A 24,266-nucleotide genomic window follows, 5' to 3' on the forward strand; every position below is an offset into this window, starting at 1 on the left:
ACAATCGCCCCGCCCTCGCCTATACCGCGCGCGAAAACCGCAACACCCAAGGGCATCCCATGACCACCCTCGTCTTCGGCCACAAATCCCCCGACACCGATTCCACCGGCTCTCCGATCATCTGGGCCTGGTATCTGAACGAGACCGGCACCCCGGCGAAACCCGTCCTGCTGGGAGAGCCGAACACCGAAGCCGCCTTCGTGTTGCGCCGCTGGGGGTTGGACAAGCCCGAAATCATCCAGGACGTGACCGCGGACGACAAGGTGGTGATCGTCGATACCAACAACCCGGCCGAATTGCCGCCCTCGATCAACGAGGCCAAGGTGCAGGGCATCATCGACCACCACATGCTGGTCGGCGGTCTCAAGACGAAGAACCCCATCGACATCACCATCCGCCCGCTGGCCTGCACCGCCACCATCATGCACGACCTGATGGGCGACGCGCTGGCCAAGGCGCCGGCGGCGATCAAGGGCGCGATGCTGTCCTGCATCCTGTCCGACACGCTGGAATTCCGCAGCCCCACCACCACCCCGCACGACCGCGCCGTGGCCGAGAAGCTGGCGGCCGATCTTGGCGTCTCGATCCCCGAACTGGCCGCGCAGATGTTCGAGGCCAAGTCGGATGTCTCGGCCTTCTCGGATGCGGAACTGCTGCGGATGGACAGCAAGGAATACACTGTCGCCGGCAAGGAACTGCGCGTCTCGGTGCTGGAGACCACCGCGCCCAAGGTGCTCCTCGACCGCAAGGACAGCCTGATGCGGTCCATGGTGGACGTGGCGAAAGAGGACGGCGCCGACCAGGTCCTGCTGTTCATCATCGACATCCTGAAGGAAGAGGCGACGCTGCTGGTCCCGAACGACCTGGTGAAGCAATTGGCCGAGGCCTCGTTCGGTGCAAAGGTCACCGGCGACACCGTGGTCCTGCCCGGCATCATGAGCCGCAAGAAGCAGATCATCCCGGCGCTGAAACTGTGAAACCGCAGGCGGGCCTCCGGCGTTGAGACCGGACGCCCGCCCCTTCCCCGACCTGGCCGCTGCGGCCTGCCGACGAGGCCCCGAATGACCGAGATCCTCCGCTCGCTCGCCGACCTGACCGGCCGTTATGATGCCGTGTTCTGCGATCTCTGGGGCTGCCTGCACAACGGCAAGGCGGCCTATCCGGCGGCGGTGGCGGCCCTTCAGGGGTTCCGCGCCTCGGGCGGCAAGGTCGTCCTGCTGACCAACGCGCCGCGCCCGATGTCCAGCGTGGTCGCGCAACTCGACGGCCTGTCGGTGCCGCGCGATGCCTGGGATCTCATCGTGACCTCGGGAGATGCGGCGCAGATGGGGATGCTGTCGGGTGCCGTCGGGCGAAAGGTCCACCACATCGGCGCCCCGAAGGACGAGGCCTTCTTCACCGATTTCGCCGGGGACCTGGCCGCCTATGCCGCCACCCAGCCCCCCATCGAGCGGGTGCCGCTGCGCGAGGCCGAGGGCATCGTCTGCACCGGCCTGCGCGACGACCTGACCGAGACGCCCGACGACTACCGCGCCGCGCTGTTGCTGGGCAAGACGCTGGACCTGCCCATGCTCTGCGCCAACCCCGACATCGTGGTGGACCTCGGCGACCGCCGGCTTTACTGCGCTGGCGCCCTGGCCGAGGCCTACGAGGCGATGGGCGGCCGGACGCTCTATTTCGGCAAGCCGCATCCGCCGATCTACGACCTTGCCCGTCGCCGTCTGGCCGAGGCGGGCGCGCCGGCAGACCCCGCGATCCTCTGCATCGGAGACGGGATTTCCACCGACATACGCGGCGGAATAGGCGAGGGGCTGGACACGCTGTTCATCAGCGGCGGGCTCGAAGCCGACCGCTTTGGCCCCGACCCGGAGAATCCCGATCCCGCCCGGCTGGACGACTGGCTCGACGGGCTGGAACTGTCGCCCACCTACGCCATGGGCCGTCTGCGCTGACTGCGCAGCAACATTCGTTCACAGACGAAAGTCCGATTGAACAATTCTTGCGTGACCGATTGTGCTGCGTCGCAGCGCGTGCTAGGGTGCCGCATGACCGGAAGGGATTCGGACCCCATGCTCGACAACATGCCCCGCGGAACGATCTGCATCGAGGACATCGAGATCGGCATGTCCCGCCATCTGATGAAGGTCATCACCGACCGCGACATCGAGCTGTTCGCCGAAGTCTCGACCGACCGGAACCCGGTCCACCTCGACGACGCCTATGCCCAGGACACGATCTTCGAGGGCCGCATCGCCCACGGGATGCTGACCGCCGGGCTGATCTCGGCGGTGATCGGGGAACAGCTTCCGGGCCACGGCACGGTCTATCTGGGGCAAAGCCTGAAGTTCATGGCACCCGTCCGCCCCGGCGACATGGTGCGCGCCGAGGTCACCGTCACCGGCATCGACCACGCCAAACGCCGGGTGACCCTTGAAACCCTCGCCTCGGTCGGTAAAACCGTAGTCGTGAAGGGCGAGGCGCTGGTACTGGCGCCCAGCCGCAAGTTCGACTGACGGGGCAGACGCCCCCTGAAGGGCGCGGATGCAGATTCATCAGGATTTCCAGTGGCTTGATCCGGCCGCCCGGGGCACATCTTGCGCGATGGGCAATTTCGACGGGGTGCATCTCGGCCATCAGTCGGTGATCGACCTCGCGCGCGGTCGCGGCCCCCTCGGCATCGTCACCTTCGAGCCGCATCCGCGTCAGGTCTTTGCCCCCGAGGCCCCGCCCTTCCGGCTGATGAACGCCGAGGCGCGGGCGAACCGGCTGGCCAAGCTCGGCGTGCAGCACCTGTTCCAGCTGCCGTTCAACCGCGCGCTTGCCGCGCTCACGCCCGAGGAATTCGCCCGCGACGTGCTGGCCAAGGGGCTGGGGATTTCCCATGTCGTCGTCGGCGCCGATTTCTGCTTCGGCAAGGGCCGCGCCGGCACCGCCCGAGACCTTGCCGCGCTGGGGGACCGCTTCGGCTTTGACACCACCATCGCGCCGCTGGTCCAGATCGCCGGACGCGAGGTCTCTTCCACCGCGATCCGCGAGGCGCTGAGCGAGGGGCGCCCCCGCGACGCCGCCGCCATGCTGGGCCACCTGCACCGGATCGAGGGCGAAGTGATCCATGGCGAGAAGCGGGGCCGCGAGCTTGGCTATCCCACCGCAAACATGGCGCTGACCGGCCTGCACCTGCCGCGCTTCGGGGTCTACGCGGTGAAGGTCGATGTGCTGACCGGCCCCCATGCCGGGTCCTACATGGGCGCTGCGAGCCTTGGCGTGCGGCCGATGTTCGCGGGCGAGGTGCCGAACCTCGAGACCTATCTCATGGATTTCAAGGGCGACCTCTACGGCCACCACCTTTCCGTCGCGCTGGTGGACTTCCTGCGCCCCGAACTGAAGTTCGACGGCCTGCCCGCCCTGATCGCGCAGATGGAGGCCGACTGCGCCCAGGCCCGCGCCATCCTGTCCGCGTCATGACCGGGCTCCGCCCCCGGTTCTGGGAGATGGTGCCGCTCTCGAAACTCACCCCGGCCGAGTGGGAGGCGCTCTGCGACGGCTGCGGCAAGTGCTGCCTGAACAAGCTGGAATACGAGGACACCGGCGAGGTCGCCTATACCCGCATTGCCTGCCGCCTGTTCGACGGAAATACCTGCCAGTGCCGCGACTATCCGAACCGCAAGCGCTATGTCCCGGAATGTGTGGTCCTGACGCCCAAGAAGCTTCCGAAGATCGCCTACTGGTTGCCCGCAACTTGCGCCTACAAGCGCCTTTATCAGGGCATTCCACTGCCCGACTGGCATCCCCTGGTCACCGGAGACCCTGACAGCACCCACAGGGCAGGCCAGTCGGTCAAAGGCATAACCATCCCCGAAGGCCTGGTCCCCGAGGAGGACTGGGAAGACTACCTGATCGAGGAAACCCCCTGATGCGCTTTGCCTCCGACAACACCTCTGGCGCCGCCCCCGAGATCCTGGCCGCGATCCTGAAGGCCAACGAGGGCTACGAGCGCAGCTACGGCGCCGATGCGGCCATGGCCCGCGTCACCGATCTGGTGCGCGAGATCTTCGAGGCTCCGCACGCCGAAGTCCGCCTTGTCGCCACCGGCACCGCCGCCAATGCGCTGGCCATCGCGACCCATGTCCAGCCCTGGGACGCGGTGTTCTGCCACACCCATGCCCATATCGCCGAGGACGAATGCAACGCGCCCGAGTTCTATTCCGGCGCCAAGCTGGTGCTGGTCCCCGGCGCGCATGGCAAGATCACGCCCGACGCTCTCGCGCTGGCGCTCTCCACCACCGGGGAAAGCGGCGTGCATGGCGTGCAGCGGGGGATGCTGTCGCTGACCAATGTCACCGAGGCCGGGACCGTCTATACCCCGGCCGAGATCGCCGCGCTGACGGCGCTCGCGAAGGCCAGGGGCATCCCCTGCCACCTGGACGGCGCGCGCTTCGCCAATGCACTGGTCGCCACCGGCGCGACGCCCGCCGAGATGACCTGGAAGGCCGGGATCGACGTGCTGTCGCTGGGCGGCACCAAGAACGGCTGCCTGGGGGTCGAGGGCGTGGTCCTCTTCAACCCGGCCAAGGCCTGGGAACTGGAACTCCGCCGCAAGCGGGGCGGGCATCTCTTTTCCAAGCACCGGTTCCTGTCGGCACAGATGGAGGCCTATCTGACCGACGGCCTCTGGCTGCGGCTGGCGGCCCGGGCCAATGCCATGGGCCAGCGCCTGGCGCAGGGCCTGCGCGATCGGCAGGCGCATGTGCCCCCGGCGGACGCCAACATGCTGTTCCCGGAATGGTCCGCGGGGCATCACGACAGGCTCGAGGCCGCCGGCGCGGTCTATTACCGCTGGACGGCACCCGAGGGGCGCGAGAAGGCGCGGCTCGTCGCCAGCTGGTGCACCACCGAGGCCGAGGTGGATGCCTTCCTGAACGCCTTCTGACCCTGCGTTTTTCGCGCCGTTAGCGGTCGCGCCGGTTTGCAAGCGCAGCACCGGGTGATAAGCGGGGGCCGTCACGAATCCGTCACCGAGGACGCCATGCCCGCCGTCACCGAACCCAAGCTCATCGCCGGCAATGCCAACCAGCCGCTGGCCAAGGCCATCGCGCGGCGCATGTCGATGCACCGGGGGATGAGCGTCAATCTCGTCGATGCCCGGGTCGAACGCTTCAACGACCAGGAGATCTTCGTCGAGGTCTTCGAGAACGTCCGCGGCGAGGACATGTATGTCATCCAACCGACCTCGAACCCGGCGAACGACAACCTGATGGAACTGCTCATCATGGTCGATGCGCTGCGCCGGTCCTCGGCCAGCCGGATCACCGCCGTGATCCCCTATTTCGGCTATGCCCGCCAGGACCGCCGCGCCAAGGCGCGCACCCCGATCAGCGCCAAGCTGGTGGCGAACCTGATCGAGACGGCGGGCGTGGACCGCGTGCTGACGCTGGACCTGCACGCTGCCCAGATCCAGGGCTTCTTCGACATCCCGGTGGACAACCTCTATGCCGCCCCGGTCTTCGCGCTGGACATCGAGCACCATTTCAAGGGCCAGATGGACGACATCATGATCGTCTCGCCCGACGTGGGCGGCGTGGCGCGGGCGCGGGAACTGGCCAAGCGGATCAGCGCCCCTCTCGCCATCGTGGACAAGCGGCGCGAGAAGGCCGGCGAGGTGGCCGAGATGACCGTGATCGGCGACGTGAAGGGCCGCAAGTGCATCATCGTCGATGACATCTGCGACACCGCCGGGACGCTCTGCAAGGCCGCCGAGACGCTGATGGAGGCCGGGGCGACCGAGGTCCACAGCTACATCACCCATGGCGTGCTTTCGGGGCCGGCGGTGGAACGGGTGGCGAATTCGGTGATGAAATCGCTGGTCATCACCGACTCGATCGAACAGGGCGACAAGGTGAAGGTGGCGAAGAACATCCGCATCGTCCCCACCGCCCCGATGTTCGCTCAGGCGATCCTGAACATCTGGGGCGGGATGTCCGTCTCCAGCCTGTTCGAGACCGACACCCTGGTCCCGATCTATGAGGGTCTCTACCAGCGCCCCTGATCCGCTGACGCGAATCCGTGCCGGTCTTGCCATAAAGTCAGCGCAATGCCGGTGTAACCCACGGATTGTTGCGGGCCTGCGTTGAATGCGGGCCTGAACTGAATGGGCGGCCAGCAGATGCAGTCAAACGCCATGCCTGCGGAACCGGGGCTTTCGCGCCTCGTGCGCTTTCTGCCGGTCGAGGTGCGGCTTCTGGCCGTCACGGCCCTTGTCGGCGCCCTGGCCGTGGTGCTCGTCCTCGCGATGGGGCGGTCGGTGAACTTGCCGCCGTTCCTGGCCGGTTATGCCGCCACGCTGGGCCTTGCCCTGATCGGCGGCTATGTGCGGCAGGCGAAGGCCACCCCGCGGATCGCCCTGGCGCTGGTTGGCGCCGCCATCTTCACCGGCTTCACCGCCGTCTCCTCGATCTTCATCTTCGCGCTTTTCCCGCTGCCGAACCCGCTGATCGACCCCGCGCTGATCCGGGCCGACGCCGCGCTGGGCTATGACTGGCCGACCGTCGTTGCCTGGCTGGCCGACTATCCCGGCCTGGCCTGGCTTCTGGGCTGGATCTACCACACGTCCCTGGTCCAGATCCTCCTGACCATCGTCGTGCTGGCCGCCCTCTCGCGACCGACCGAACTGCACCGTTTTCTCCTTGTCGGCATGCTGACGCTGATCCTGGCGGTGGCGATCTGGTGGGTCGTGCCCAGCGTCGGCCCCTCGGCCTTTCACAGCATCCCCGAGGCGCAGCGGCAGGCGACCGGGCTCTACTTCAACCCCGCCTATGGCCAGCATCTCCTGAAACTGGTCGAGGTAGGCCCTGGCCGGATCAGCCCCGAGGTTATCACCGGCGTCGTGGCCTTCCCCTCCTACCACATGATCATGGCGCTGATGGTGGTCTGGTTCACCCGCGCCACGCCGGTTTTCCTGCCCGCATTGGCGGTCAACACCGCCATGGTGCCGGCGACGCTGACCCATGGCGGCCACCACCTGGTCGATCTTCTTGCCGGACTTTTGGTATTCGCCCTTGGCGTCTGGATGGCCAACCGGCTGATCCGCAGGGCCTAGGTCACGTCCCAGTCATCCTCGTCGCGCAGCGGCCCGATCGCCAGCCAGTCGGCCCGGATCCGTGCAATGCGGGTATCGGCCCAGGTGCGGAACACGATCACGAAGCCGGTCGCGGTGACGTTCTCGGCGGTGATGTCCACGCGCGAGTTCGTCTGGTGGTCGATGTCCCATAGCGAGATGCCGACGGTGACCACGGGCGGCGCCTGGAACGCCTCGCTGTAGCGCTGGTCGTGCCGCACCTCGCGCGGGCCGGATCCGGTCCACATCGCGCCGTCATGCGCAAAGTCGGTGAACAGCATCGTGGTGCCCCGATCAATGCCGACAGCCCCGGAAATGCGCCGCATCACGACAGCCTGACCTCAAACTCGGGCGTCATGATGCCGAAACTTCTGGCCGAGGGCCAGAAAAATGCAAAGGCCCCGCACTTGCGGGGCCTTCGTAGGCAGGTCTGGCAATCGGCTTACAGCCCAGCCGCCGCCCGCATCGCGTAGAGGTCGGCCACCGCCTTGTCGGCCGCGTCCTTGTCCGGGTTGACGGCCGCCGCCTCGCAGGCATCGGCCACCAGCGCGTCCAGCGTCGCCGGGGTCAGTTCGTCCAGAGGAACCGCCTGTTCGGCCAGGACCGAAACGCCCGTCGCGCTGATCTCGGCAAAGCCGCCGGTCACCACATAGGCCTTCGTGCCCTCTGCGCCGACCACCCTCAGCAGGCCTGGCCGCAGCGAGGTGATGGTGGCCGCATGGCCCTCCATCGCCGTCAGATCGCCCGTTGCGCCGGGGATCTGGACCTCGGATGCCGGGAACGACGCGAGGCGCCGTTCCGGGCTGACGAGATCGAATTGAACCGAGCTGGCCATCTTGCCCCCTTACGCCGCTGCCGCAGCGAGCTTGGCGGCCTTGGCCTTCACTTCCTCGATGTCGCCGACCATGTAGAATGCCGCCTCCGGCAGGTGGTCATACTCGCCGTTCACCACCGCCTTGAACGAGGCGATCGTCTTTTCCAGCGGCACCTGCACGCCGTCCGAGCCGGTGAAGACCTTCGCCACGTCGAACGGCTGCGACAGGAAGCGCTGGATCTTCCGGGCGCGGGCCACGGTCAGCTTGTCCTCTTCCGAAAGTTCGTCCATCCCGAGGATGGCGATGATGTCCTGCAGCGACTTGTAGCGCTGAAGGATCCCCTGCACCGAACGGGCGACGTTGTAGTGCTCCTCGCCCACGATCTGCGGGTCGAGGATGCGGCTCGTCGAGTCGAGCGGGTCCACCGCCGGGTAGATCCCGAGTTCCGAGATCGCCCGCGACAGAACCGTGGTGGCGTCGAGGTGGGCAAACGACGTGGCCGGCGCGGGGTCGGTCAGGTCGTCGGCCGGAACGTAGATCGCCTGCACCGAGGTGATCGAGCCGGCCTTGGTCGAGGTGATGCGTTCCTGCAGCGCGCCCATGTCGGTGGCCAGCGTCGGCTGGTAGCCCACGGCCGAAGGGATACGGCCCAGAAGCGCCGACACTTCCGAACCCGCCTGGGTGAAGCGGAAGATGTTGTCCACGAAGAACAGAACGTCGGTCCCCGACTGGTCGCGGAACTGTTCGGCCAGGGTCAGGCCAGTCAGCGCCACGCGGGCACGGGCCCCCGGGGGTTCGTTCATCTGGCCATAGACCAGCGCCACCTTGGAGGCGGACAGGTCGTCGATCTTGATGACGCCCGATTCGATCATCTCGTGATAGAGGTCGTTGCCCTCGCGGGTCCGCTCGCCCACACCGGCGAACACCGAATAGCCCGAGTGCACCTTGGCGATGTTGTTGATCAGTTCCATGATCAGAACCGTCTTGCCCACGCCAGCGCCGCCGAAGAGGCCGATCTTGCCGCCCTTGGCATAGGGCGCCAAGAGGTCGATCACCTTGATGCCGGTCACCAGGATCTGGCTTTCCGTCGCCTGCTCGCTGAAGGCCGGGGCGGGCTGGTGGATCGCCCGGGTTTCCTTGGCCACGACCGGGCCCTTCTCGTCCACCGGCTCGCCGATGACGTTCAGGATGCGGCCCAGCGTCGCGTCGCCCACGGGCACCGAGATCGGTGCGCCCAGGTCCTTCACGGCGGTGCCGCGCACAAGGCCTTCGGTCGCGTCCATGGCGATGGTGCGCACGGTGTTCTCGCCGAGGTGCTGCGCGACCTCGAGGATCAGGCGCTTGCCGTTGTTGGTGGTTTCCAGCGCGTTCAGGATCGCGGGCAGCGCGCCATCGAACTGAACGTCGACGACGGCGCCGATGACCTGCGTCACCTTGCCGGTGCCAGCGGATGCTTTCGGGGCTTTTGCCATTGTCTTTTACTCCGGGTTCGTCAGAGCGCCTCGGCGCCCGAAATGATTTCGATGAGTTCCTTGGTGATCGCGGCCTGACGGCTCCGGTTGTACTGGATCGTCAGCTTGTTGATCATGTCGCCGGCATTGCGGGTCGCGTTGTCCATCGCGGACATCCGCGCGCCCTGCTCCGAGGCGCCGTTTTCCAGAAGGGCGGTGAAGATCTGCGTGGCCACGCCGCGCGGCAGAAGGTCGGCCAGGATCGCCTCTTCCGAGGGTTCGTAGTCGTACAGTGCCGAAGCGCCGGTGGCTTCGAACTTGGCCGGGATCACCTGCTGTTCGGTCGGGATCTGGCTGATGACCGACTGGAAGCGGTTGTAGAAGATCGTCACCACGTCGGCCTCGCCGGCCTCGAAGGCCGCCATGACCTCGCGGGCGATGGCCTGCGCATTGGCATAACCCACGCGCTTGACCTCGCTCAGATCGACATGGCCGACAAAGGCATTGCCCCAGTCGCGCTTCAGCTGCTCGCGGCCCTTCTTGCCGACGGTCAGGATCTTCACCGTCTTGCCCGCCGCCACAAGTTCGTTGGCGCGGGTGCGCGCCAGCTTGACGATGGACGAGTTGAAGCCGCCGCAAAGGCCGCGCTCCGAGGTCATCACCACCAGAAGATGCACCTGGTCCTTGCCGTTCCCGGCCAGAAGCTTCGGCGCGCCTTCCCCGGTGCCGACGCCGGCGGCCAGGGCCGACATCACCGCCGTCATCCGCTCGGCGAAGGGTCGGGCGGCCTCGGCAGCCTCCTGCGCCCGCCGCAGCTTGGCTGCGGCGACCATCTGCATCGCCTTGGTGATCTTCCGCGTGTTCTTCACGCTTCCGATCCGGTTCTTGAGGTCCTTCAGGCTGGGCATCTGCCTACTCCTTCAGGGCGCTTCAAGCGAAGGTCTTGGCGAAGGCGTCGAGTTCCGCGCGGATGGCCTTTTCCAGATCGCCCGCCACCTTGCGGTCGTTCTTGGTGATGTCGTCCAGCAGCGCCTTGCCCTTGGTGCGCAGGTGCTGCAGCAGACCCGCCTCGAACCGGCCCACGTCCTTGACCGCGATCTTGTCGAGATAGCCGTTGGTGCCGGCGAAGATCACGCAGACGATCTCGGCGTTGGTCATCGGCGAATACTGGTTCTGCTTCATCAGCTCGGTCAGGCGCGCGCCGCGGTTCAGGAGCGCCTGGGTCGAGGCGTCGAGGTCGGAACCGAACTGCGCGAAGGCCGCCATCTCGCGGTACTGCGCCAGTTCCAGCTTCACCTTGCCCGCGACCGACTTCATCGCCGAGGTCTGGGCCGAGGAGCCCACGCGGCTCACCGACAGACCGGTGTTCACGGCCGGACGGATGCCCTGATAGAACAGTTCGGTTTCCAGGAAGATCTGACCGTCGGTGATCGAGATCACGTTGGTCGGGATATAGGCCGACACGTCGCCCGCCTGGGTCTCGATGATCGGCAGCGCCGTCAGCGAACCGGCGCCGAAATCCTCGTTCAACTTGGCCGAACGTTCCAGCAGGCGCGAGTGCAGGTAGAACACGTCGCCCGGATAGGCCTCGCGCCCCGGCGGACGACGCAGCAGCAGCGACATCTGGCGATAGGCCACGGCCTGCTTGGACAGGTCATCGTAGATGATCAGCGCATGGCGACCGTTGTCGCGGAAGTATTCCGCCATGGCGGTGGCCGAATAGGGCGCCAGGAACTGCATCGGCGCGGGGTCCGAAGCGGTGGCGGCCACGACGATCGTGTAGGCCATGGCGCCGGTCTCTTCCAGCTTCTTCACCAGCTGGGCAACGGTGGACCGCTTCTGCCCGACCGCGACATAGACGCAGTAGAGCTTCTTCGATTCGTCCGAACCGGCGGCTTCGTTGTAGGACTTCTGGTTCAGGATCGTGTCCAGCGCCACGGCGGTCTTGCCGGTCTGCCGGTCGCCGATGATCAGTTCCCGCTGGCCACGGCCGACGGGGATCATCGCGTCCACTGCCTTCAGGCCGGTCGCCATCGGCTCATGCACCGACTTGCGCGGAATGATGCCCGGCGCCTTCACGTCGGCCACGCGGCGCTCGGAGGCCTTGATCGGCCCCTTGCCGTCGATCGGGTTGCCCAGCGCGTCCACGACGCGGCCCAGAAGCCCGTCGCCCGCCGGCACGTCCACGATGGCCTTGGTGCGCTTGACGGTGTCGCCTTCCTTGATGTCCCGGTCGTCGCCGAAGATAACGATACCGACGTTGTCCACTTCCAGGTTCAGCGCCATCCCGCGGATGCCGCCGGGGAATTCGACCATCTCGCCGGCCTGCACGTTGTCGAGGCCATGCACACGGGCAATCCCGTCGCCGACCGACAACACGCGGCCGACTTCGGCCACTTCCGCGTCCTTGCCGAAGTTCTTGATCTGCTCCTTCAGGATCGCAGAGATCTCAGCAGCCTGGATTCCCATCACCCAACCTCTTTCATTGCATTTTGCAGGGCCGCGAGCTTTGCCTTGACCGAAGTGTCGATCATGGTCGAGCCCAGCTTGACGACAAGACCGCCGATGAGGCTTTCATCGACGGTCGTTTTCAGTTTCACGGTCTTGCCGACGCGGGCCTTCAGCGTCTCGGCAAGTTTCTTCGACTGGGCCGCGGTCAGCGCGCGGGCGGCGGTGACCTCGGCGGTCACTTCGCCCTTCTCGGCGGCGATCATGTCGGTCAGCTGCGCGGCGAACTGCGGCAGCACGAACAGGCGGCGCTTGTCGGCCATCAGTGCGAGTGTATTCGCGGTCAGGGTGGACAGGCCCAGCTTCGCGCCGATCGCGGCGATCACCTTGCCCTGATCCTCGCGGCTGACGACCGGAGAGGCGATCATCGCGCGCAGCTCCTCGCTGGCGGCCAGCGTCTCGGTCAGCGCGGCGGCATCGGCTTCAAGTTCCTTCAGCCCGCCGCCTTCCTTGGCCAGATCGAACAAGGCCGACGCATAGCGTGCGGCAATGCCCAGAGAGATCGAAGCTGGTTCTGACACGTCAACCCTTCCGCTGTCTCGTGCCCTGGGCTCTTGCGAACCGGGCGGTCCATCGGCGCACACCTCGGCCCTGCGGCCGTGGCGAAAGCCATCCGTCGCGGGCGTCCTTAGCAGAGCCTCTGCCACCCCGCAACCGGGTTGAACACGGTTTCTTGAGGGCATCGGGACGCAGATTGTCGCTGTTTGCGCAATCGCCGCGCGGGCGGAAGAGGCTTGTCCCGCCCGCCCCGTCTCCGCATGGCCGGCAGCATCGACTCAAGCGGTGTCGCGACGGCGGTGCCCGGGCTTTGCCCACCATGGATTCGGCCTCGTCCACGCGGTCACTCTGTCTCACAACCGCGTCAGGCAAGGCGCCTGGCGGTTGCCTCTCCGCGCTGTGTTAGCGATCAATGCGTTCGGAATGTGACAGACGAAAGGGAAGCTGGGACATGACGATTTCACGGCGCAGCATCATCGGGGCCGGCGCGGGGCTTCTCGCCCTTCCCGTCCTCGCCCGGGCCGAGACCAAGGCGCCGGTGCGCAGCAACACCTCTGCCTTCATCGCGCAGGACTGGCGCGACCATTTCGACAGCCTCGGTGTCGCGACCATCGTCGCCGATACCGGCTCACGCGCCCTGCATTTCTGGAGCGCGGACGGCTCCGACTATCGCATCTATCCCACTTCGGTGCCGATGACCGACGAGCTGACCAAGCGTGGCTATACCGAGATCGTGCGCAAGAAGGTCGGCCCCAGCTGGACGCCCACGCCCTCGCAGATGCAGCGCTACCCCGACTGGAAGCCGATCGGCCCCGGCCCGGACAACCCGCTCGGCACCCATGCCATGTATCTGTCCTGGCCGGCTTATATCATCCACGGCACCCACGACACGCGGAAGATCGGCCGCCGCTCCTCGGACGGCTGCATCGGCCTCTACAATGAGAACATTGCCGAACTCTTCGCGCTCTGCCCGATCGGCACCCGCGTCCGGGTGATCTGAACCGCCCCCGGCCAGAGAGGGCACCTCCCCCGCCCCCGCTCTTGCCCTTTACCCAAATACTCCCGCCGGAGGCGCCGACGCCGGCCCCGGGGCACCCGGCATCCCACCGGGCGCCTCCGTCCTCACTCCCGGTTCAGCGCCGGTTCGGGCGCGCCCTTGCCGACGCCCTCCAGCACGCGCAACGGCTTCTTCACCGCCGCGCGCAGGCCGCCCTGCGTCGGCGCATAGACCTGCTTCGATGCCTCGACCATCAGCACGCCGCCCGCCAGCCAGGGCATCTTGCGCCCGAAGGCCTCCCAGAAATCCGCCGACCGCAGCCAGAACCGCGTGCCAAGCGGCGGGGCGAACAGCACCGAACAGTTGCGTTCCGGCGTGAAGCCATGCCGCTTCAGCTGCGCCTCCAGCTGCGCCACCGAATAGGGCCGCCCGAACCCGAAGGGCGTCTCGTCGCGCCGCGACCACAGGCCGCCCCGGTTCGGCACGATGAACAGCGCCCGCCCGCCCGGCCCGAGGACGCGCGTCGATTCCTCCAGCACCGCCGAAGGGTTCTCCGAGGTCTCCAACCCGTGCATCAGCACCAGCCGGTCCACGAGGCCCGTGGGCAGAGGCCAGGCGGTGTCCTCGCACAGGACGCTGACGTTCTCCATCCCCGCCGGCCAGGGCATCACCCCCTGCGGCCCCGGCATCAGCCCGATCACACGCCGCGCCTCGGCGAGATAGGGCCGCAGCAGAGGCACCGCAAAGCCGAACCCCACCACCGTCTCGCCGGCCTTTGGCGGCCAGAGCCGCACGACCTGATCCCGGATCGCCCGCTGCGCCACCCGGCCCAGCTGGGTGCGGTAGTAGAAATTCCTCAGGTCCAGCACATCAAGGTGCATTGCGGCGCGCCTCTCCTCGGGCAATCCTGTGCATCATACAGGGGAGGAGACCAAAGACCATGCCGCTGCAACTGGTGACGATCCCCTGCCTGGCCGACAACTACGCCTATCTGGTCCACGACCCGGACAGCGCCCAGACCGCGCTGGTGGACGCCCCCGAACCGGGGCCGATCCTCGCCGCGCTCGAGGCGCACCAGTGGCGGCTGACCGACATCCTTATCACCCACCACCACGACGACCACATCCAGGGCGTCGAGGCGCTCCGCGCGCGGACCGGGGCCATGGTCCTCGGCGCCGCCGCCGATGCCCACCGCCTGCCCCGGCTCGACCTCGCCCTCGACGAACACTCCAGCTTCCCGGTCGGGTCCGAATTCGCCCGGGTGATCGACGTGCCCGGCCACACGCTCGGCCACATCGCCTTCCATTTCCCGCAAAGCCGCCTCTGCTTTACCGCCGACAGCCTGATGGCCGGCGGCTGCGGCCGGCTGTTCGAGGGCAGCGCGCGCCAGATGCACGCCAGCCTGTCGAAGCTCGCCGCCCTGCCGCCCGACACGCTGATCTGCTCGGGCCACGAATACACCGCCGCGAACCTGCGCTTCGCGCTGACCCTTGAACCCGACAATCCCCGCCTTATCTCTCGTGCAGCCGAGGTCGCCGAACGGCGCGCCAAGGGCCTTCCCACCGTCCCCGTTCCGCTCGAGGAAGAACTGGCGACGAACCCCTACCTGCGGGCCCATCTGCCCGCGCTCAAGACAGCGGTCGGCCTGCCGGATGCCGACGATGTCACGGTTTTCGCCGAAATACGGGCCAGAAAAGACAAGTTCTGAGCGCACCGTATCACAAATGGCGTGATGATCCGGGGGAAACCCCAAAATCTGGAAGATTGCGCTTGAAGTGCGGTGAAGAAAACCGAACTTTAAGCATATGAGGCCACGGTTGGTTCGGGCCCTGGCGCCCCCTCCGACCCGCAGGACAGGAGCACTGAAGTGCCATCGTTTTCGACCACGCTTGAACAGGCCATCCACAGCGCCCTGGCCCTGGCCAACTCGCGCCGTCACGAACTCGCCACGCTGGAACATCTCCTGCTGGCGCTGATCGACGAACCCGACGCGGCCCGCGTGATGAAGGCCTGCGCCGTGAACCTGGACGAGTTGCGCAAGACCCTGACCGACTTCATCGACGACGACCTGTCCACCCTGGTGACGGATGTCGAGGGGTCCGAGGCCGTGCCGACCGCGGCCTTCCAGCGCGTGATCCAGCGCGCGGCGATCCATGTCCAGTCTTCGGGCCGGACGGAAGTGACCGGCGCCAACGTGCTGGTTGCGATCTTCGCCGAACGCGAATCGAATGCCGCCTACTTCCTCCAGGAACAGGACATGACCCGCTACGACGCGGTCAACTTCATCGCGCATGGCGTGGCGAAGGACCCGTCCTATGGCGAGGCCCGCCCGGTGCAGGGGGCGGACGACCAGCAGGAAACGCCCAAGGCCGAGGCGGGCGAGGCGAAGGAATCCGCCCTCTCGAAATATTGCGTCGATCTGAACGTGAAAGCCCGCAAGGGCGATGTCGATCCGCTGATCGGGCGCGAGGCCGAGGTGGAACGCTGCATCCAGGTCCTCTGCCGCCGCCGCAAGAACAACCCGCTTCTGGTGGGCGACCCCGGCGTCGGCAAGACCGCCATCGCCGAGGGGCTGGCCCGCAAGATCGTCAACGGCGAGACGCCCGAGGTCCTCTCCAAGGCCACGATCTTCTCGCTCGACATGGGCGCGCTTCTGGCGGGCACCCGCTATCGCGGCGATTTCGAAGAACGGCTGAAGGCCGTGGTCAAGGAACTGGAAGACCACCCCGACGCGATCCTCTTCATCGACGAGATCCACACCGTCATCGGCGCCGGGGCGACCTCGGGCGGGGCGATGGACGCATCGAACCTGCTGAAACCCGCGCTGCAGGGCGGCAAGCTGCGCTGCATGGGCTCGACCACCTACAAGGAGTTCCGCCAGCACTTCGAAAAGGACCGCGCGCTTTCCCGCCGCTTCCAGAAGATCGACGTGAACGAGCCTTCGGTGCCCGACGCCATCAAGATCCTGATGGGTCTGAAACCGCATTTCGAGGAACACCACGACCTGAAATACACCAACGATGCGATCAAGTCGGCGGTGGAACTGGCCGCGCGCTACATCCATGACCGCAAGCTGCCTGACAGCGCCATCGACGTGATCGACGAGGCCGGGGCGGCACAGCACCTGGTGGCGGAATCGAAGCGCCGCAAGACGCTCGGCATCAAGGAGATCGAGGCCGTGGTCGCCAAGATCGCGCGCATCCCACCCAAGACCGTGTCGAAGGACGATGCCGAAACCCTGCGCGACCTGGAAAAGACGCTGAAGCGGGTCGTGTTCGGCCAGGACAAGGCGGTCGAGGCGCTGTGTTCCGCCATCAAGCTGGCCCGCGCGGGCCTGCGCGAGCCGGAAAAGCCCATCGGCAACTACCTCTTCGCCGGGCCGACCGGCGTCGGCAAGACCGAGGTGGCCAAGCAGCTGGCCTCGTCGCTGGGGGTCGAACTGATCCGCTTCGACATGTCGGAATACATGGAGAAGCACGCGGTTTCCCGCCTGATCGGCGCGCCTCCGGGCTATGTCGGCTTCGACCAGGGCGGCATGCTGACCGATGCGGTGGACCAGCATCCGCACTGCGTCCTGCTTCTGGACGAGATGGAGAAGGCGCACCCGGACGTCTACAACATCCTTCTGCAGGTGATGGACCACGGCAAGCTGACCGACCACAACGGCCGGACGGTGGATTTTCGCAACGTGATCCTCATCATGACCTCGAACGCGGGCGCCTCCGACATGGCAAAGGCCGCCATCGGCTTTGGCCGCGACCGCCGGACGGGCGAGGATACGGCGGCGATCGAGCGCACCTTCACGCCGGAATTCCGCAACCGTCTGGACGCGGTGATCAACTTCGCCCCGCTGGGCAAGGAGATCATCATGCAGGTGGTCGAGAAGTTCGTGCTCCAGCTCGAGGCGCAGCTGATGGACCGTGGCGTGCATATCGAGCTGACGCCCGAAGCCGCCGCCTGGCTGGGCGACAAGGGCTACGACGACAAGATGGGCGCGCGGCCGCTGGCCCGGGTGATCCAGGAGCACATCAAGAAGCCTCTGGCCGAGGAGCTTCTGTTCGGCAAGCTGGTCAAGGGCGGCGTGGTCCGGGTGAAGGTCAAGGACGACGCCATCGTTCTGGACATCGAGGAACCGCAGAAACCGCGTCTCACCGGCCAGAAGCCGCCGCTGCTGACCGCCGAATAGGCGCCTGACACACCCGGAACCCCCGCCCTGAACCGGCGGGGGTTCTGTTTTGGCCGCTCGTCGATGACTGCGTCACGCCTCGCTTCCCGCGACGAGAAGCCGAAGGCGCACGAGGAGCCGTTCCGCGGCGGTTAAGATTTCCTGAACGTCCGCAGGCAACCCCTTGATATCGCATCATCCGGCAGGACCGTCCTGCGTGGACAGCCTCAGACCACCGCCGCCCGGTAAAGATGCCAGGTCGCATGCCCCAGCACCGGCAGCACCACGACCAGTCCCAGAAGCAGCGGCAGGATCCCCAGCACCAGCCCGCCCGCGACGATGAGACCCCAGGTCGCCATCACGCCCGGGTTCTCGCGCGCGACCTGGACCGAGGTCATCACCGCGACCGGCAGGGTCACGTCGCGGTCGAGCAGAAGCGGGAACGAGATCGCGCTGACCGCCAGCACCGCCGCCGCCAGCACCGCCCCCACCGCCGTCCCGACCACCGTCATCACCCAGCCCGCGGGCGTGGTCAGCGCCGCGGTGACGAGCGCCATCAGGCTGGCCGGCCGGTCCGGCCCCAGGGTGGCCGCATGGATTGCGTCGGCCACGAGCAGCCAGACCATGAACAGCAAAGCGTTGAACAGGCTCAGCATCAGGATCCGCGGAAAGCGGGGATTGCGCAGCACCTCGAACATCGCACCCCAGCTGACCTCCTGCCCCGCCTGGCGCCGGCGGCTGAGTTCGTAGAGCCCCAGCGCCGCCACCGGCCCGACAAGGGCAAAGCCGGACAGGACCGGGAACAAGAGGTGGGTCAGGTTCCCCTGGCTCGCCAGCGCCAGCAGGACCGCCCCCATCGCGGGATAGAGCATGCAGGCGAACAGCACGTCCGACCGCATCGCCGCCAGGTCGTCCCAGCCCTTGCGCAACGCCGCGCGCAGGTCGCCCGGCACCAGCACCCGGGTCTCGGGCCGGACATCGGGATCGGCGGCGGAATGGGCCGCGACCTCGGTTGCATAGCCGGCGGCCGAGCCCAGCGCGCCAAGGGTCCAGGACAGGGGGTTTCCGATCGTCTTCGGCATCAGGGGTCCTCCCGCAGAGGGGGCGCCCCGGCTGGTCATGCCCGGGGACGCCCCAATGGCAACGACGGCAAGCAGGAAAGTTTCTTGCGACCAGACTAGCACGGATTTCCCGCGCCCGCAGTCACGGAATGGTGCGCCTCAGCGTTCGGTCAGCTTCAGTTCGATCCGCCGGTTCTGCGCCCGCGCCTCGGGGCTGTCGCCCTGGGCCACCGGCCGGTATTCGCCAAAGCCGGTCGCCGCCATGCGCTCGGGCGGAAAGCCCAGTTCGTCCTGCATGTAGCGCACCACCGAAAGGGCGCGGGCCTGGCTCAGCGCCCAGTTGTCGCGGAAGGCACCGGCCCCGGACAGGGGCACGTTGTCGGTATGGCCATCCACCCGGATGATCCAGTCGATATCCGCAGGGATCCGGGGGCGGATCTCGTTCAGGATCTGCACCACCCCGGCGATCTGCGCCCGCCCTTCGGGCGCAAGATCGGCCGAGCCGGGGCTGAACAGCACCTCCGATGAAAAGACGAAACGGTCGCCCACCACACGGACGCCTTCGCGGCCCTGCAAGAGCTCGGACAGCTGGCCGAAGAATTCCGACCGGAACCGCGCAAGGTCCTGGTTCTCGGCCGCCAGACGAGCGGCCTCGGCGGCCTCCAGCTCGGCCCGGCGACGCTGTTCGGCTGCGACCTGGGCCAGGGCGGCGTTCAAGTCCTTTCCGAGACTCTCCAGCTGCACCTTTGCCGCCTCGTCGCGCGCCTTGGACTCGTCCAGCACGGCTTGCAGGCTGCCCAGCTGGCTGCGCAGCGCCGCGACCTGCTGGTTCAGCAGTTCGACCTCGCGCGCGGCGTCGAGCGCCTTCTTCTGCTCGGCCAGAAGCGCGGTCTGCGCCGCCGCCAGCGCCGCGTCCTTCTCGGTCGCACCCTTCGCGGCCTCGGTCCGGGCGGCGGCCAGCAGGGTCAGCGTCTCCTCGGCGCGCCTGCGTTCCTCCTCCAGCGCCAGCGTCATCGCGGTCAGTTCCGTTTCGGCATTGGCCAGTTTCTCGCGCAGCGCCTGCAAGGCCGCCGCATCGGCCAGCCGCGCGGCCTCGGCCTCGGTCACCTTCGCCTCGGCCGCCTTCAGCGCCGTGCCGTCCGCTTCGGCCTTCGCCTTCGCCTCGGCCAAGAGCGCCTCCAGCGCCTCGCGGCGCGCGGCGGCAAGGCGCGCGGCCTCGGCATTGGCGTCCACCTCCTCGCGCGCCTTGGCCAGGGCAAGCGTCATCGCCTCGGCCTCGCTCACCAGCTTGTCCCGCGCCGCCTGAAGGTCGGCGACCGAGGCGGTCAGCCGCTCGGCCTCGCCCCGGGCGCGGTCGCGTTCGACCAGAAGTGCCGCGACCTGGGCCTCGAAATCGGTGATGCGCGACCGGGCGAGGTCCAGTTCGCCCTGCCGGGTCGTCAGGTCGGCCGTCAGCCGGTCGATCAGCGCCGCCTGCCGGTCGCCCTCGGCCTGGGCCGCGGCCAGACCCGCCTGCAATTCGGCGACGCGGGCCTCGAGGTCTGTCGCCTTGGCCTGCTCCAGCCCCAGCGCGCTGGCCAGTTGCGCAACCTGCGCCGTCAAGGCGTCCAGCTCGCTGTCCTGGGTGGTGATCGTGTCGCGCAGGACCGACTGCATCACGGTGAAGATGGTCAGGACGAACATCAGCACCATCAGCAGCGTCGTCACCGCATCGACGAAGCCCGGCCAGATCAGGCTGCTGTCGCGGCGGCGGGTGCGGGCGACCATGTCAGGCGCGCCCGGCGCTGCGGCCCAGCTGGCGGATCGCGGTGGTCAGCTGGGCAATGTCGGTGCGAAGGTCGGACAGGGTTTCCTGCCGGCCGGCCGACATCTCTTCCAGGATGCGCAGCAGCTGCACGTCGATCGACCGCAGCCGCATCCGGCTTTCCGGGTCGCTGCCGGTGCCCCCCTCGCCCTCCTGCAACGCGGCCAGAAGCTTCTCCTGCCCCTCGGCGATGCGGCGCAAGAGGGCCGATTGTCCCTTTTCCGCGTCGATCCGTTCGGTCAGCGCCGTCATCGCCGTGACCAGTTCGGCGATCTTCGCCTCGGAGTGGAAGCGGTTCGCCTCGGTCTGGGCCTGCAACGCCTGCAACTCTTCCAGTTGTTGCGCCATGTGATCGACCAGAAGGCCCAGCGCGTTCTGGTCCGCGCCCTCGCCGTCGCCGGCATAGCCGAGCCGGGTGATCGAGGAGAGCCATTCCTCCAGCTCGCGGATGAAGCGGTTCTGGCCGTGGCCGGCGAACAGTTCCAGCAGGCCCAGCACCAATGACCCCGCCAGCCCCAGAAGCGACGAGGAAAACGCCGTCCCCATCCCGCCCAGCTGGCTTTCGAGGCCGGTCATCAGCTTGCCGAAGACATCCATGCCGCTTTCGCCCTCCTGCGGGGCCAGCGAGCGGATGGTCTCCACCACCGCGGGAACGGTGGTCGCAAGGCCCCAGAAGGTGCCCAGAAGGCCAAGGAAGACCAGAAGATTGATGAGATAGCGGGTGATGTCGCGCGCCTCGTCGATGCGCTGGACGACCGAATCCTGGATCGACCGCGACGAGGTGGCCGAAATCGTCATCCGGGCGGAGCGCGAGCGCAAGAGCGCGGCCAGAGGCGCCAGCAGGCGCGGCGGGGCGGCGTCCTCGGTGCCCGGCGTGCCGCGCACGAAGTTCTCGATCCAATAGACCGACTGCGCCAGGATCCAGACCTGCCAGAAGCAGGACAGGACGCCGAACAGGAAGACCAGCGCGATGACGCTGTTCAGGACGGCGTTCGTCTGCAGGATGCCGATGATCTGGGCATGGATCAGCCAGGCCCCGGCCCCGACCAGGGCGCAGACCAGAAGCATGGCCGTGATCGCGCGGATCGGTTGCGAGAAGGTCGTCTCGACCTCTGCCCCCCGGTGGTCTGTCTGGGACATGTGTCCTCTGGTTGCCCTGTGCTTCCCTGCCTTGCGCCAAGACTAGCAGGATGACGGCAACAGCCAAGCAAAAGGTCAACTCAGATCGCGCACCCGTGCGGCCAGCCATTCCAGGTCGGGGTCGGCGATGCCAAGGTCTGCCAGATGCGCGGCGGTGGACCAGAGATAGTCGCGGTTCGCCCCCCGCCCGCCCGTGGCGCGGGCGATGATGCCCGCCTGCTCCTCCAGCGGCAGGCCGCCGCAATACTGGGCATGGTCGGGGTCGATGACATAGGTCAGCGCGTCCAGCGCGCCGTCCGCCGTCTCGACCCGCAGCACCTCTTCCAGATAGGCCGAGGAGACAAGTTCCCGCTCGCGCAGCGCCGCCAGCGTCGCGGCCTCTTCCCCCGGCGCCACCCGGAAGGCGAGGCCCGCGCAGCTTGCGCCCTCGGCCCGGTCCAGGGCCAGAACGAGGCCCGGGCGTTCGGGCGTGCCGCGATGGTGGATCGAGCGCATGCAGAAGCTGCGGTGCCAGCCGTCCAGTCGCGCAAGCCGCCGTTCGGCGACCGGAAAGCCCGGATCCCAGATCAGCGATCCGTAGCCGAAGACCCAGAGAGGTGCGTGCATGGCTGGCCCTGTTGCGCAAGGCCCTGTAAACACCGGGGCACGGGCAATGAAAAGGGCCGGTCGATGCGCAAGCTCATGTTCTTCCTCCTGCTGCTGACCGGCCTCTGGTCGGGCTACTGGTTCGTGGGCTCCGGCGCGATCCGGCAGGGGGCCGAGGCCGGCTTCGCCGATGCCGCCCGGCAGGGGCTGGTGGCCGAGAACACGGGCCTGACGGTCGCGGGCTTCCCGAACCGCTTCGACCTGACGGTCGAAGGGTTGCGGATCGGCGATCCCAGGACCGGCGTCTTCTGGCAGGCGCCCTTCGCCCAGGTCTTCGCGATGACCTGGAAGCCCTGGCACATCATCGCCGCCCTGCCGCCCGAGCAGGTGGTGACGCTGCCCGGTCAGGCGGTGACCGTCACCTCGTCCGACCTGAAGGCGAGCCTCCGCGCCAAGCCCGCGATGGACCTGCCGCTGGCCGAGGTGCGGCTGGCGGGGGCCTCGCTGGGCCTGGCCTCCGACCGGGGCTGGACGCTCGCGCTCGGCGAATTCACCCTCGGCCTGCGAGCCGATCCGGCGTTGGGACCGGCGGGCTATGAACTCGGCTTCGACCTCGCGCCGCTGACCCCCGATCCGGCCATCCCCGCGGCCGTGCGGGCCGTGGCAATCCCCGACCTGCCGCCGGCGGACCTGCCCGACGTTGTGGAAAGCCTCTGGGGCAGCCTCTACCTGACCTTCACCGCCCCCCTCGACCGGCACGCGGGCGACACGCGGCCGATCCTGACCCGGATCGAGGTCAACCAGCTGAACATGGCCTGGGGCGACCTGTCGGCCAGCGCGAAGGGCACGGTCGAGGCCGACGACCAGGGTTTCGCTGCCGGCCGGGTGACGGTCGAGGTCACGAACTGGAACCGCCTCCCCGCGATCCTGGTCGCCGCCGGCGTGGTGAAGCCCGAGCTTGCCCCGACCATCGCGCGCGGCATGCAGGCGCTGGCCGCGCAGACCCCGGACACCTCGGTCCTGTCCCTGACCCTGGTGATGGAGAACGGGCGGATGAGCTTCGGCCCCTTCCCCCTCGGACCCGCGCCGCGGATGCTGCCGCCCACGGGTTGAGCTCAGCGGGCTGAGGTCAGCGGCAGTAGGCCCCGCCCTTGCGGGCCGAGGTGTCGAAGTGGAAATGGTCCTCGTGATACCCGTCCGAACCGGGGCCGAGCGTCGTCTTGAAATAGCCGCAGCCGGCCTTGTAGATCCTGCGCAGCAGCTTGTTGTAGTCTCCCGCGACCGACAGCACCTTTCCGTTCGACAGCACGAAGGCCGAGATGTCGATTGCCCTTCCCTTGCCGTGCTCGCTGATCTTGGCACCCTTGATGTTGTTCCTGCTGCGGCAGGCATAGTGGGCCGCGATCTGCAACTGCACCAGCCGGCCCTCGAAGGCGGGCTGCGCCACCTCGTCCACCCAGGAATTCAGCGCCTTGGCGATCGAACAATCCACCGTCGCGGCCTGGCTCAACCGGACCCCCGCGACCGAGGTGACGCGCACCGGATCCTCGACCCCGCAGCCCTTCACCTTGGAACTGATGCGCGCGATCTCCTCGCCCTTGATCGCAGCCACTCCGCAGACCGAACCGGCCATCGAGGCCTTCTCACGCCGCTTCTTCCGCTCTTCCTTGCGGGTGGGCGGCGGAATCGCGCCAAGGTCGATCTCGGGTTCGGGCCTCCGGCCGGACAGGTCCAGCCCCGGCGCCTTGGCCGCCGCCTTGAGCCCGGCCAGCCGCGATTCCAGCGCCCGCGGCCGCGGCTGCGGCCGGAGGGACCGTGCCTCGGCCATGGCCTCGGGGGCAGCGGCGGCGCCAACGGGTTCGACCTTCGCCGTCGCGCCGGCAGCCGCCGTCAGCCCGGCAGGACGCGGCAGGGGCCGGATCAGGGTGACTGGCGCGGCCGGCGGTTCGGCTTGCGGCTGGGCGACTTCCGGGGCTGCGGCCGCCGTCGCGGGGGCAGGGGCGGGCGCCGGAGCGACCAGCGTCGCCACGAGACGCGGATTGGCTGGCGGCCGGGGTGTGCTGTCGATCGCCTCGGCCTCCGCCGCCTGGGCCAGGCAGAGAGACAGGGCCAGCCAGATCCGCCGCAC

At 67.7% G+C, this 24,266-nt stretch carries 24 protein-coding genes; 12 read left to right on the forward strand and 12 right to left on the reverse strand.

The genetic code is table 11. From position 1 onward, the window contains the following. Positions 1 to 59: 59 nt before the first annotated feature. From FL625_RS09435 to FL625_RS09470, 8 genes are all read left to right on the forward strand, one after another. Positions 60 to 977, forward strand: coding sequence for a manganese-dependent inorganic pyrophosphatase (locus FL625_RS09435; RefSeq protein ID WP_149588414.1), 918 nt, complete (start codon positions 60 to 62; stop codon positions 975 to 977). A gap of 84 nt (positions 978 to 1,061) precedes the next feature. Beyond that, a complete protein-coding gene (locus tag FL625_RS09440) occupies positions 1,062 to 1,952 on the forward strand; it encodes a TIGR01459 family HAD-type hydrolase (protein WP_149588415.1) in 891 nt (296 codons plus the stop codon). A 117-nt stretch (positions 1,953 to 2,069) separates the two neighbouring features. After that, on the forward strand, positions 2,070 to 2,513 hold the full coding sequence (locus FL625_RS09445) for a MaoC family dehydratase (protein WP_149588605.1): 444 nt from the start codon (positions 2,070 to 2,072) through the stop codon (positions 2,511 to 2,513). A 28-nt stretch (positions 2,514 to 2,541) separates the two neighbouring features. After that, complete coding sequence (locus FL625_RS09450) at positions 2,542 to 3,465, forward strand: bifunctional riboflavin kinase/FAD synthetase (RefSeq protein WP_149588416.1); 924 nt, start codon at positions 2,542 to 2,544, stop codon at positions 3,463 to 3,465. Further along, positions 3,462 to 3,914: a YcgN family cysteine cluster protein gene (locus FL625_RS09455; RefSeq protein ID WP_149588417.1), complete on the forward strand. Its 453-nt coding sequence runs from the start codon at positions 3,462 to 3,464 to the stop codon at positions 3,912 to 3,914. Before FL625_RS09450 ends, FL625_RS09455 begins: the two co-directional genes overlap by 4 nt. After that, complete coding sequence (locus FL625_RS09460) at positions 3,914 to 4,930, forward strand: threonine aldolase family protein (RefSeq protein WP_149588418.1); 1,017 nt, start codon at positions 3,914 to 3,916, stop codon at positions 4,928 to 4,930. Before FL625_RS09455 ends, FL625_RS09460 begins: the two co-directional genes overlap by 1 nt. Before the next feature lie 96 nt (positions 4,931 to 5,026). Further along, a complete protein-coding gene (locus tag FL625_RS09465; RefSeq protein WP_149588419.1) occupies positions 5,027 to 6,046 on the forward strand; it encodes a ribose-phosphate pyrophosphokinase in 1,020 nt (339 codons plus the stop codon). 132 nt (positions 6,047 to 6,178) lie between these two features. Continuing rightward, a complete protein-coding gene (locus FL625_RS09470) occupies positions 6,179 to 7,096 on the forward strand; it encodes a phosphatase PAP2 family protein (RefSeq protein WP_160147761.1) in 918 nt (305 codons plus the stop codon). On the opposite strand, the gene FL625_RS09475 is transcribed toward FL625_RS09470, so the two are convergent. The 6 genes from FL625_RS09475 to FL625_RS09500 all read right to left on the reverse strand — a co-directional run bounded on the left by FL625_RS09475 (position 7,093) and on the right by FL625_RS09500 (position 12,409). Continuing rightward, positions 7,093 to 7,440 (reverse strand): H-type lectin domain-containing protein, encoded by a 348-nt coding sequence (locus FL625_RS09475; protein ID WP_149588421.1) that lies wholly within the window; start codon positions 7,438 to 7,440, stop codon positions 7,093 to 7,095. The genes FL625_RS09470 and FL625_RS09475 overlap by 4 nt on opposite strands. 116 nt (positions 7,441 to 7,556) lie before the next feature. Beyond that, a complete protein-coding gene (locus FL625_RS09480; RefSeq protein ID WP_149588422.1) occupies positions 7,557 to 7,949 on the reverse strand; it encodes a F0F1 ATP synthase subunit epsilon in 393 nt (130 codons plus the stop codon). Positions 7,950 to 7,958: 9 nt separating this feature from the next. Further along, positions 7,959 to 9,401, reverse strand: coding sequence for a F0F1 ATP synthase subunit beta (atpD, locus tag FL625_RS09485; protein WP_149588423.1), 1,443 nt, complete (start codon positions 9,399 to 9,401; stop codon positions 7,959 to 7,961). 20 nt (positions 9,402 to 9,421) lie between these two features. Further along, positions 9,422 to 10,288, reverse strand: a complete 867-nt coding sequence (locus FL625_RS09490; RefSeq protein ID WP_149588424.1) for a F0F1 ATP synthase subunit gamma — start codon at positions 10,286 to 10,288, stop codon at positions 9,422 to 9,424. A 22-nt stretch (positions 10,289 to 10,310) separates the two neighbouring features. After that, entirely contained in the window at positions 10,311 to 11,849 is a 1,539-nt protein-coding gene (gene atpA / locus FL625_RS09495) for a F0F1 ATP synthase subunit alpha (RefSeq protein WP_149588425.1), read from the reverse strand. Then, entirely contained in the window at positions 11,849 to 12,409 is a 561-nt protein-coding gene (locus FL625_RS09500) for a F0F1 ATP synthase subunit delta (protein ID WP_149588426.1), read from the reverse strand. The genes atpA and FL625_RS09500 overlap by 1 nt, the downstream gene beginning before the upstream one ends. 428 nt (positions 12,410 to 12,837) lie before the next feature. Here FL625_RS09500 and FL625_RS09505 point away from each other — a divergent pair, with 428 nt between their 5' ends. Next, the gene (locus FL625_RS09505; protein ID WP_149588427.1) at positions 12,838 to 13,386 is read left to right on the forward strand and encodes a L,D-transpeptidase; all 549 of its coding nucleotides are present in this window, start codon (positions 12,838 to 12,840) and stop codon (positions 13,384 to 13,386) included. A 122-nt stretch (positions 13,387 to 13,508) separates the two neighbouring features. On the opposite strand, the gene FL625_RS09510 is transcribed toward FL625_RS09505, so the two are convergent. Then, on the reverse strand, positions 13,509 to 14,264 hold the full coding sequence (locus FL625_RS09510; protein ID WP_149588428.1) for a class I SAM-dependent methyltransferase: 756 nt from the start codon (positions 14,262 to 14,264) through the stop codon (positions 13,509 to 13,511). Positions 14,265 to 14,323: 59 nt separating this feature from the next. Here FL625_RS09510 and gloB point away from each other — a divergent pair, with 59 nt between their 5' ends. Beyond that, on the forward strand, positions 14,324 to 15,091 hold the full coding sequence (gene gloB / locus FL625_RS09515; protein ID WP_149588429.1) for a hydroxyacylglutathione hydrolase: 768 nt from the start codon (positions 14,324 to 14,326) through the stop codon (positions 15,089 to 15,091). Positions 15,092 to 15,250: 159 nt separating this feature from the next. After that, complete coding sequence (clpA, locus tag FL625_RS09520) at positions 15,251 to 17,569, forward strand: ATP-dependent Clp protease ATP-binding subunit ClpA (RefSeq protein ID WP_149588430.1); 2,319 nt, start codon at positions 15,251 to 15,253, stop codon at positions 17,567 to 17,569. 206 nt (positions 17,570 to 17,775) lie between these two features. Here clpA and FL625_RS09525 read toward each other — a convergent pair whose 3' ends face one another. The 4 genes from FL625_RS09525 to FL625_RS09540 all read right to left on the reverse strand — a co-directional run bounded on the left by FL625_RS09525 (position 17,776) and on the right by FL625_RS09540 (position 22,159). Continuing rightward, a complete protein-coding gene (locus tag FL625_RS09525) occupies positions 17,776 to 18,630 on the reverse strand; it encodes a DUF2189 domain-containing protein (RefSeq protein ID WP_149588431.1) in 855 nt (284 codons plus the stop codon). 138 nt (positions 18,631 to 18,768) lie between these two features. Continuing rightward, entirely contained in the window at positions 18,769 to 20,376 is a 1,608-nt protein-coding gene (locus FL625_RS09530) for a peptidoglycan -binding protein (RefSeq protein ID WP_149588432.1), read from the reverse strand. A 1-nt stretch (position 20,377) separates the two neighbouring features. Beyond that, on the reverse strand, positions 20,378 to 21,553 hold the full coding sequence (locus FL625_RS09535) for a biopolymer transporter ExbB (RefSeq protein WP_149588433.1): 1,176 nt from the start codon (positions 21,551 to 21,553) through the stop codon (positions 20,378 to 20,380). Positions 21,554 to 21,628: 75 nt separating this feature from the next. Further along, positions 21,629 to 22,159 (reverse strand): gamma-glutamylcyclotransferase, encoded by a 531-nt coding sequence (locus FL625_RS09540; RefSeq protein ID WP_149588434.1) that lies wholly within the window; start codon positions 22,157 to 22,159, stop codon positions 21,629 to 21,631. A 63-nt stretch (positions 22,160 to 22,222) separates the two neighbouring features. Here FL625_RS09540 and FL625_RS09545 point away from each other — a divergent pair, with 63 nt between their 5' ends. After that, positions 22,223 to 23,251, forward strand: a complete 1,029-nt coding sequence (locus tag FL625_RS09545) for a DUF2125 domain-containing protein (RefSeq protein ID WP_149588435.1) — start codon at positions 22,223 to 22,225, stop codon at positions 23,249 to 23,251. Positions 23,252 to 23,267: 16 nt separating this feature from the next. On the opposite strand, the gene FL625_RS09550 is transcribed toward FL625_RS09545, so the two are convergent. Then, on the reverse strand, positions 23,268 to 24,266 hold the full coding sequence (locus tag FL625_RS09550; RefSeq protein WP_149588436.1) for an extensin-like domain-containing protein: 999 nt from the start codon (positions 24,264 to 24,266) through the stop codon (positions 23,268 to 23,270).

Origin of the sequence: Tabrizicola flagellatus, from assembly GCF_008271465.1 — a bacterium.
Taxonomy (GTDB): domain Bacteria; phylum Pseudomonadota; class Alphaproteobacteria; order Rhodobacterales; family Rhodobacteraceae; genus Tabrizicola; species Tabrizicola flagellata.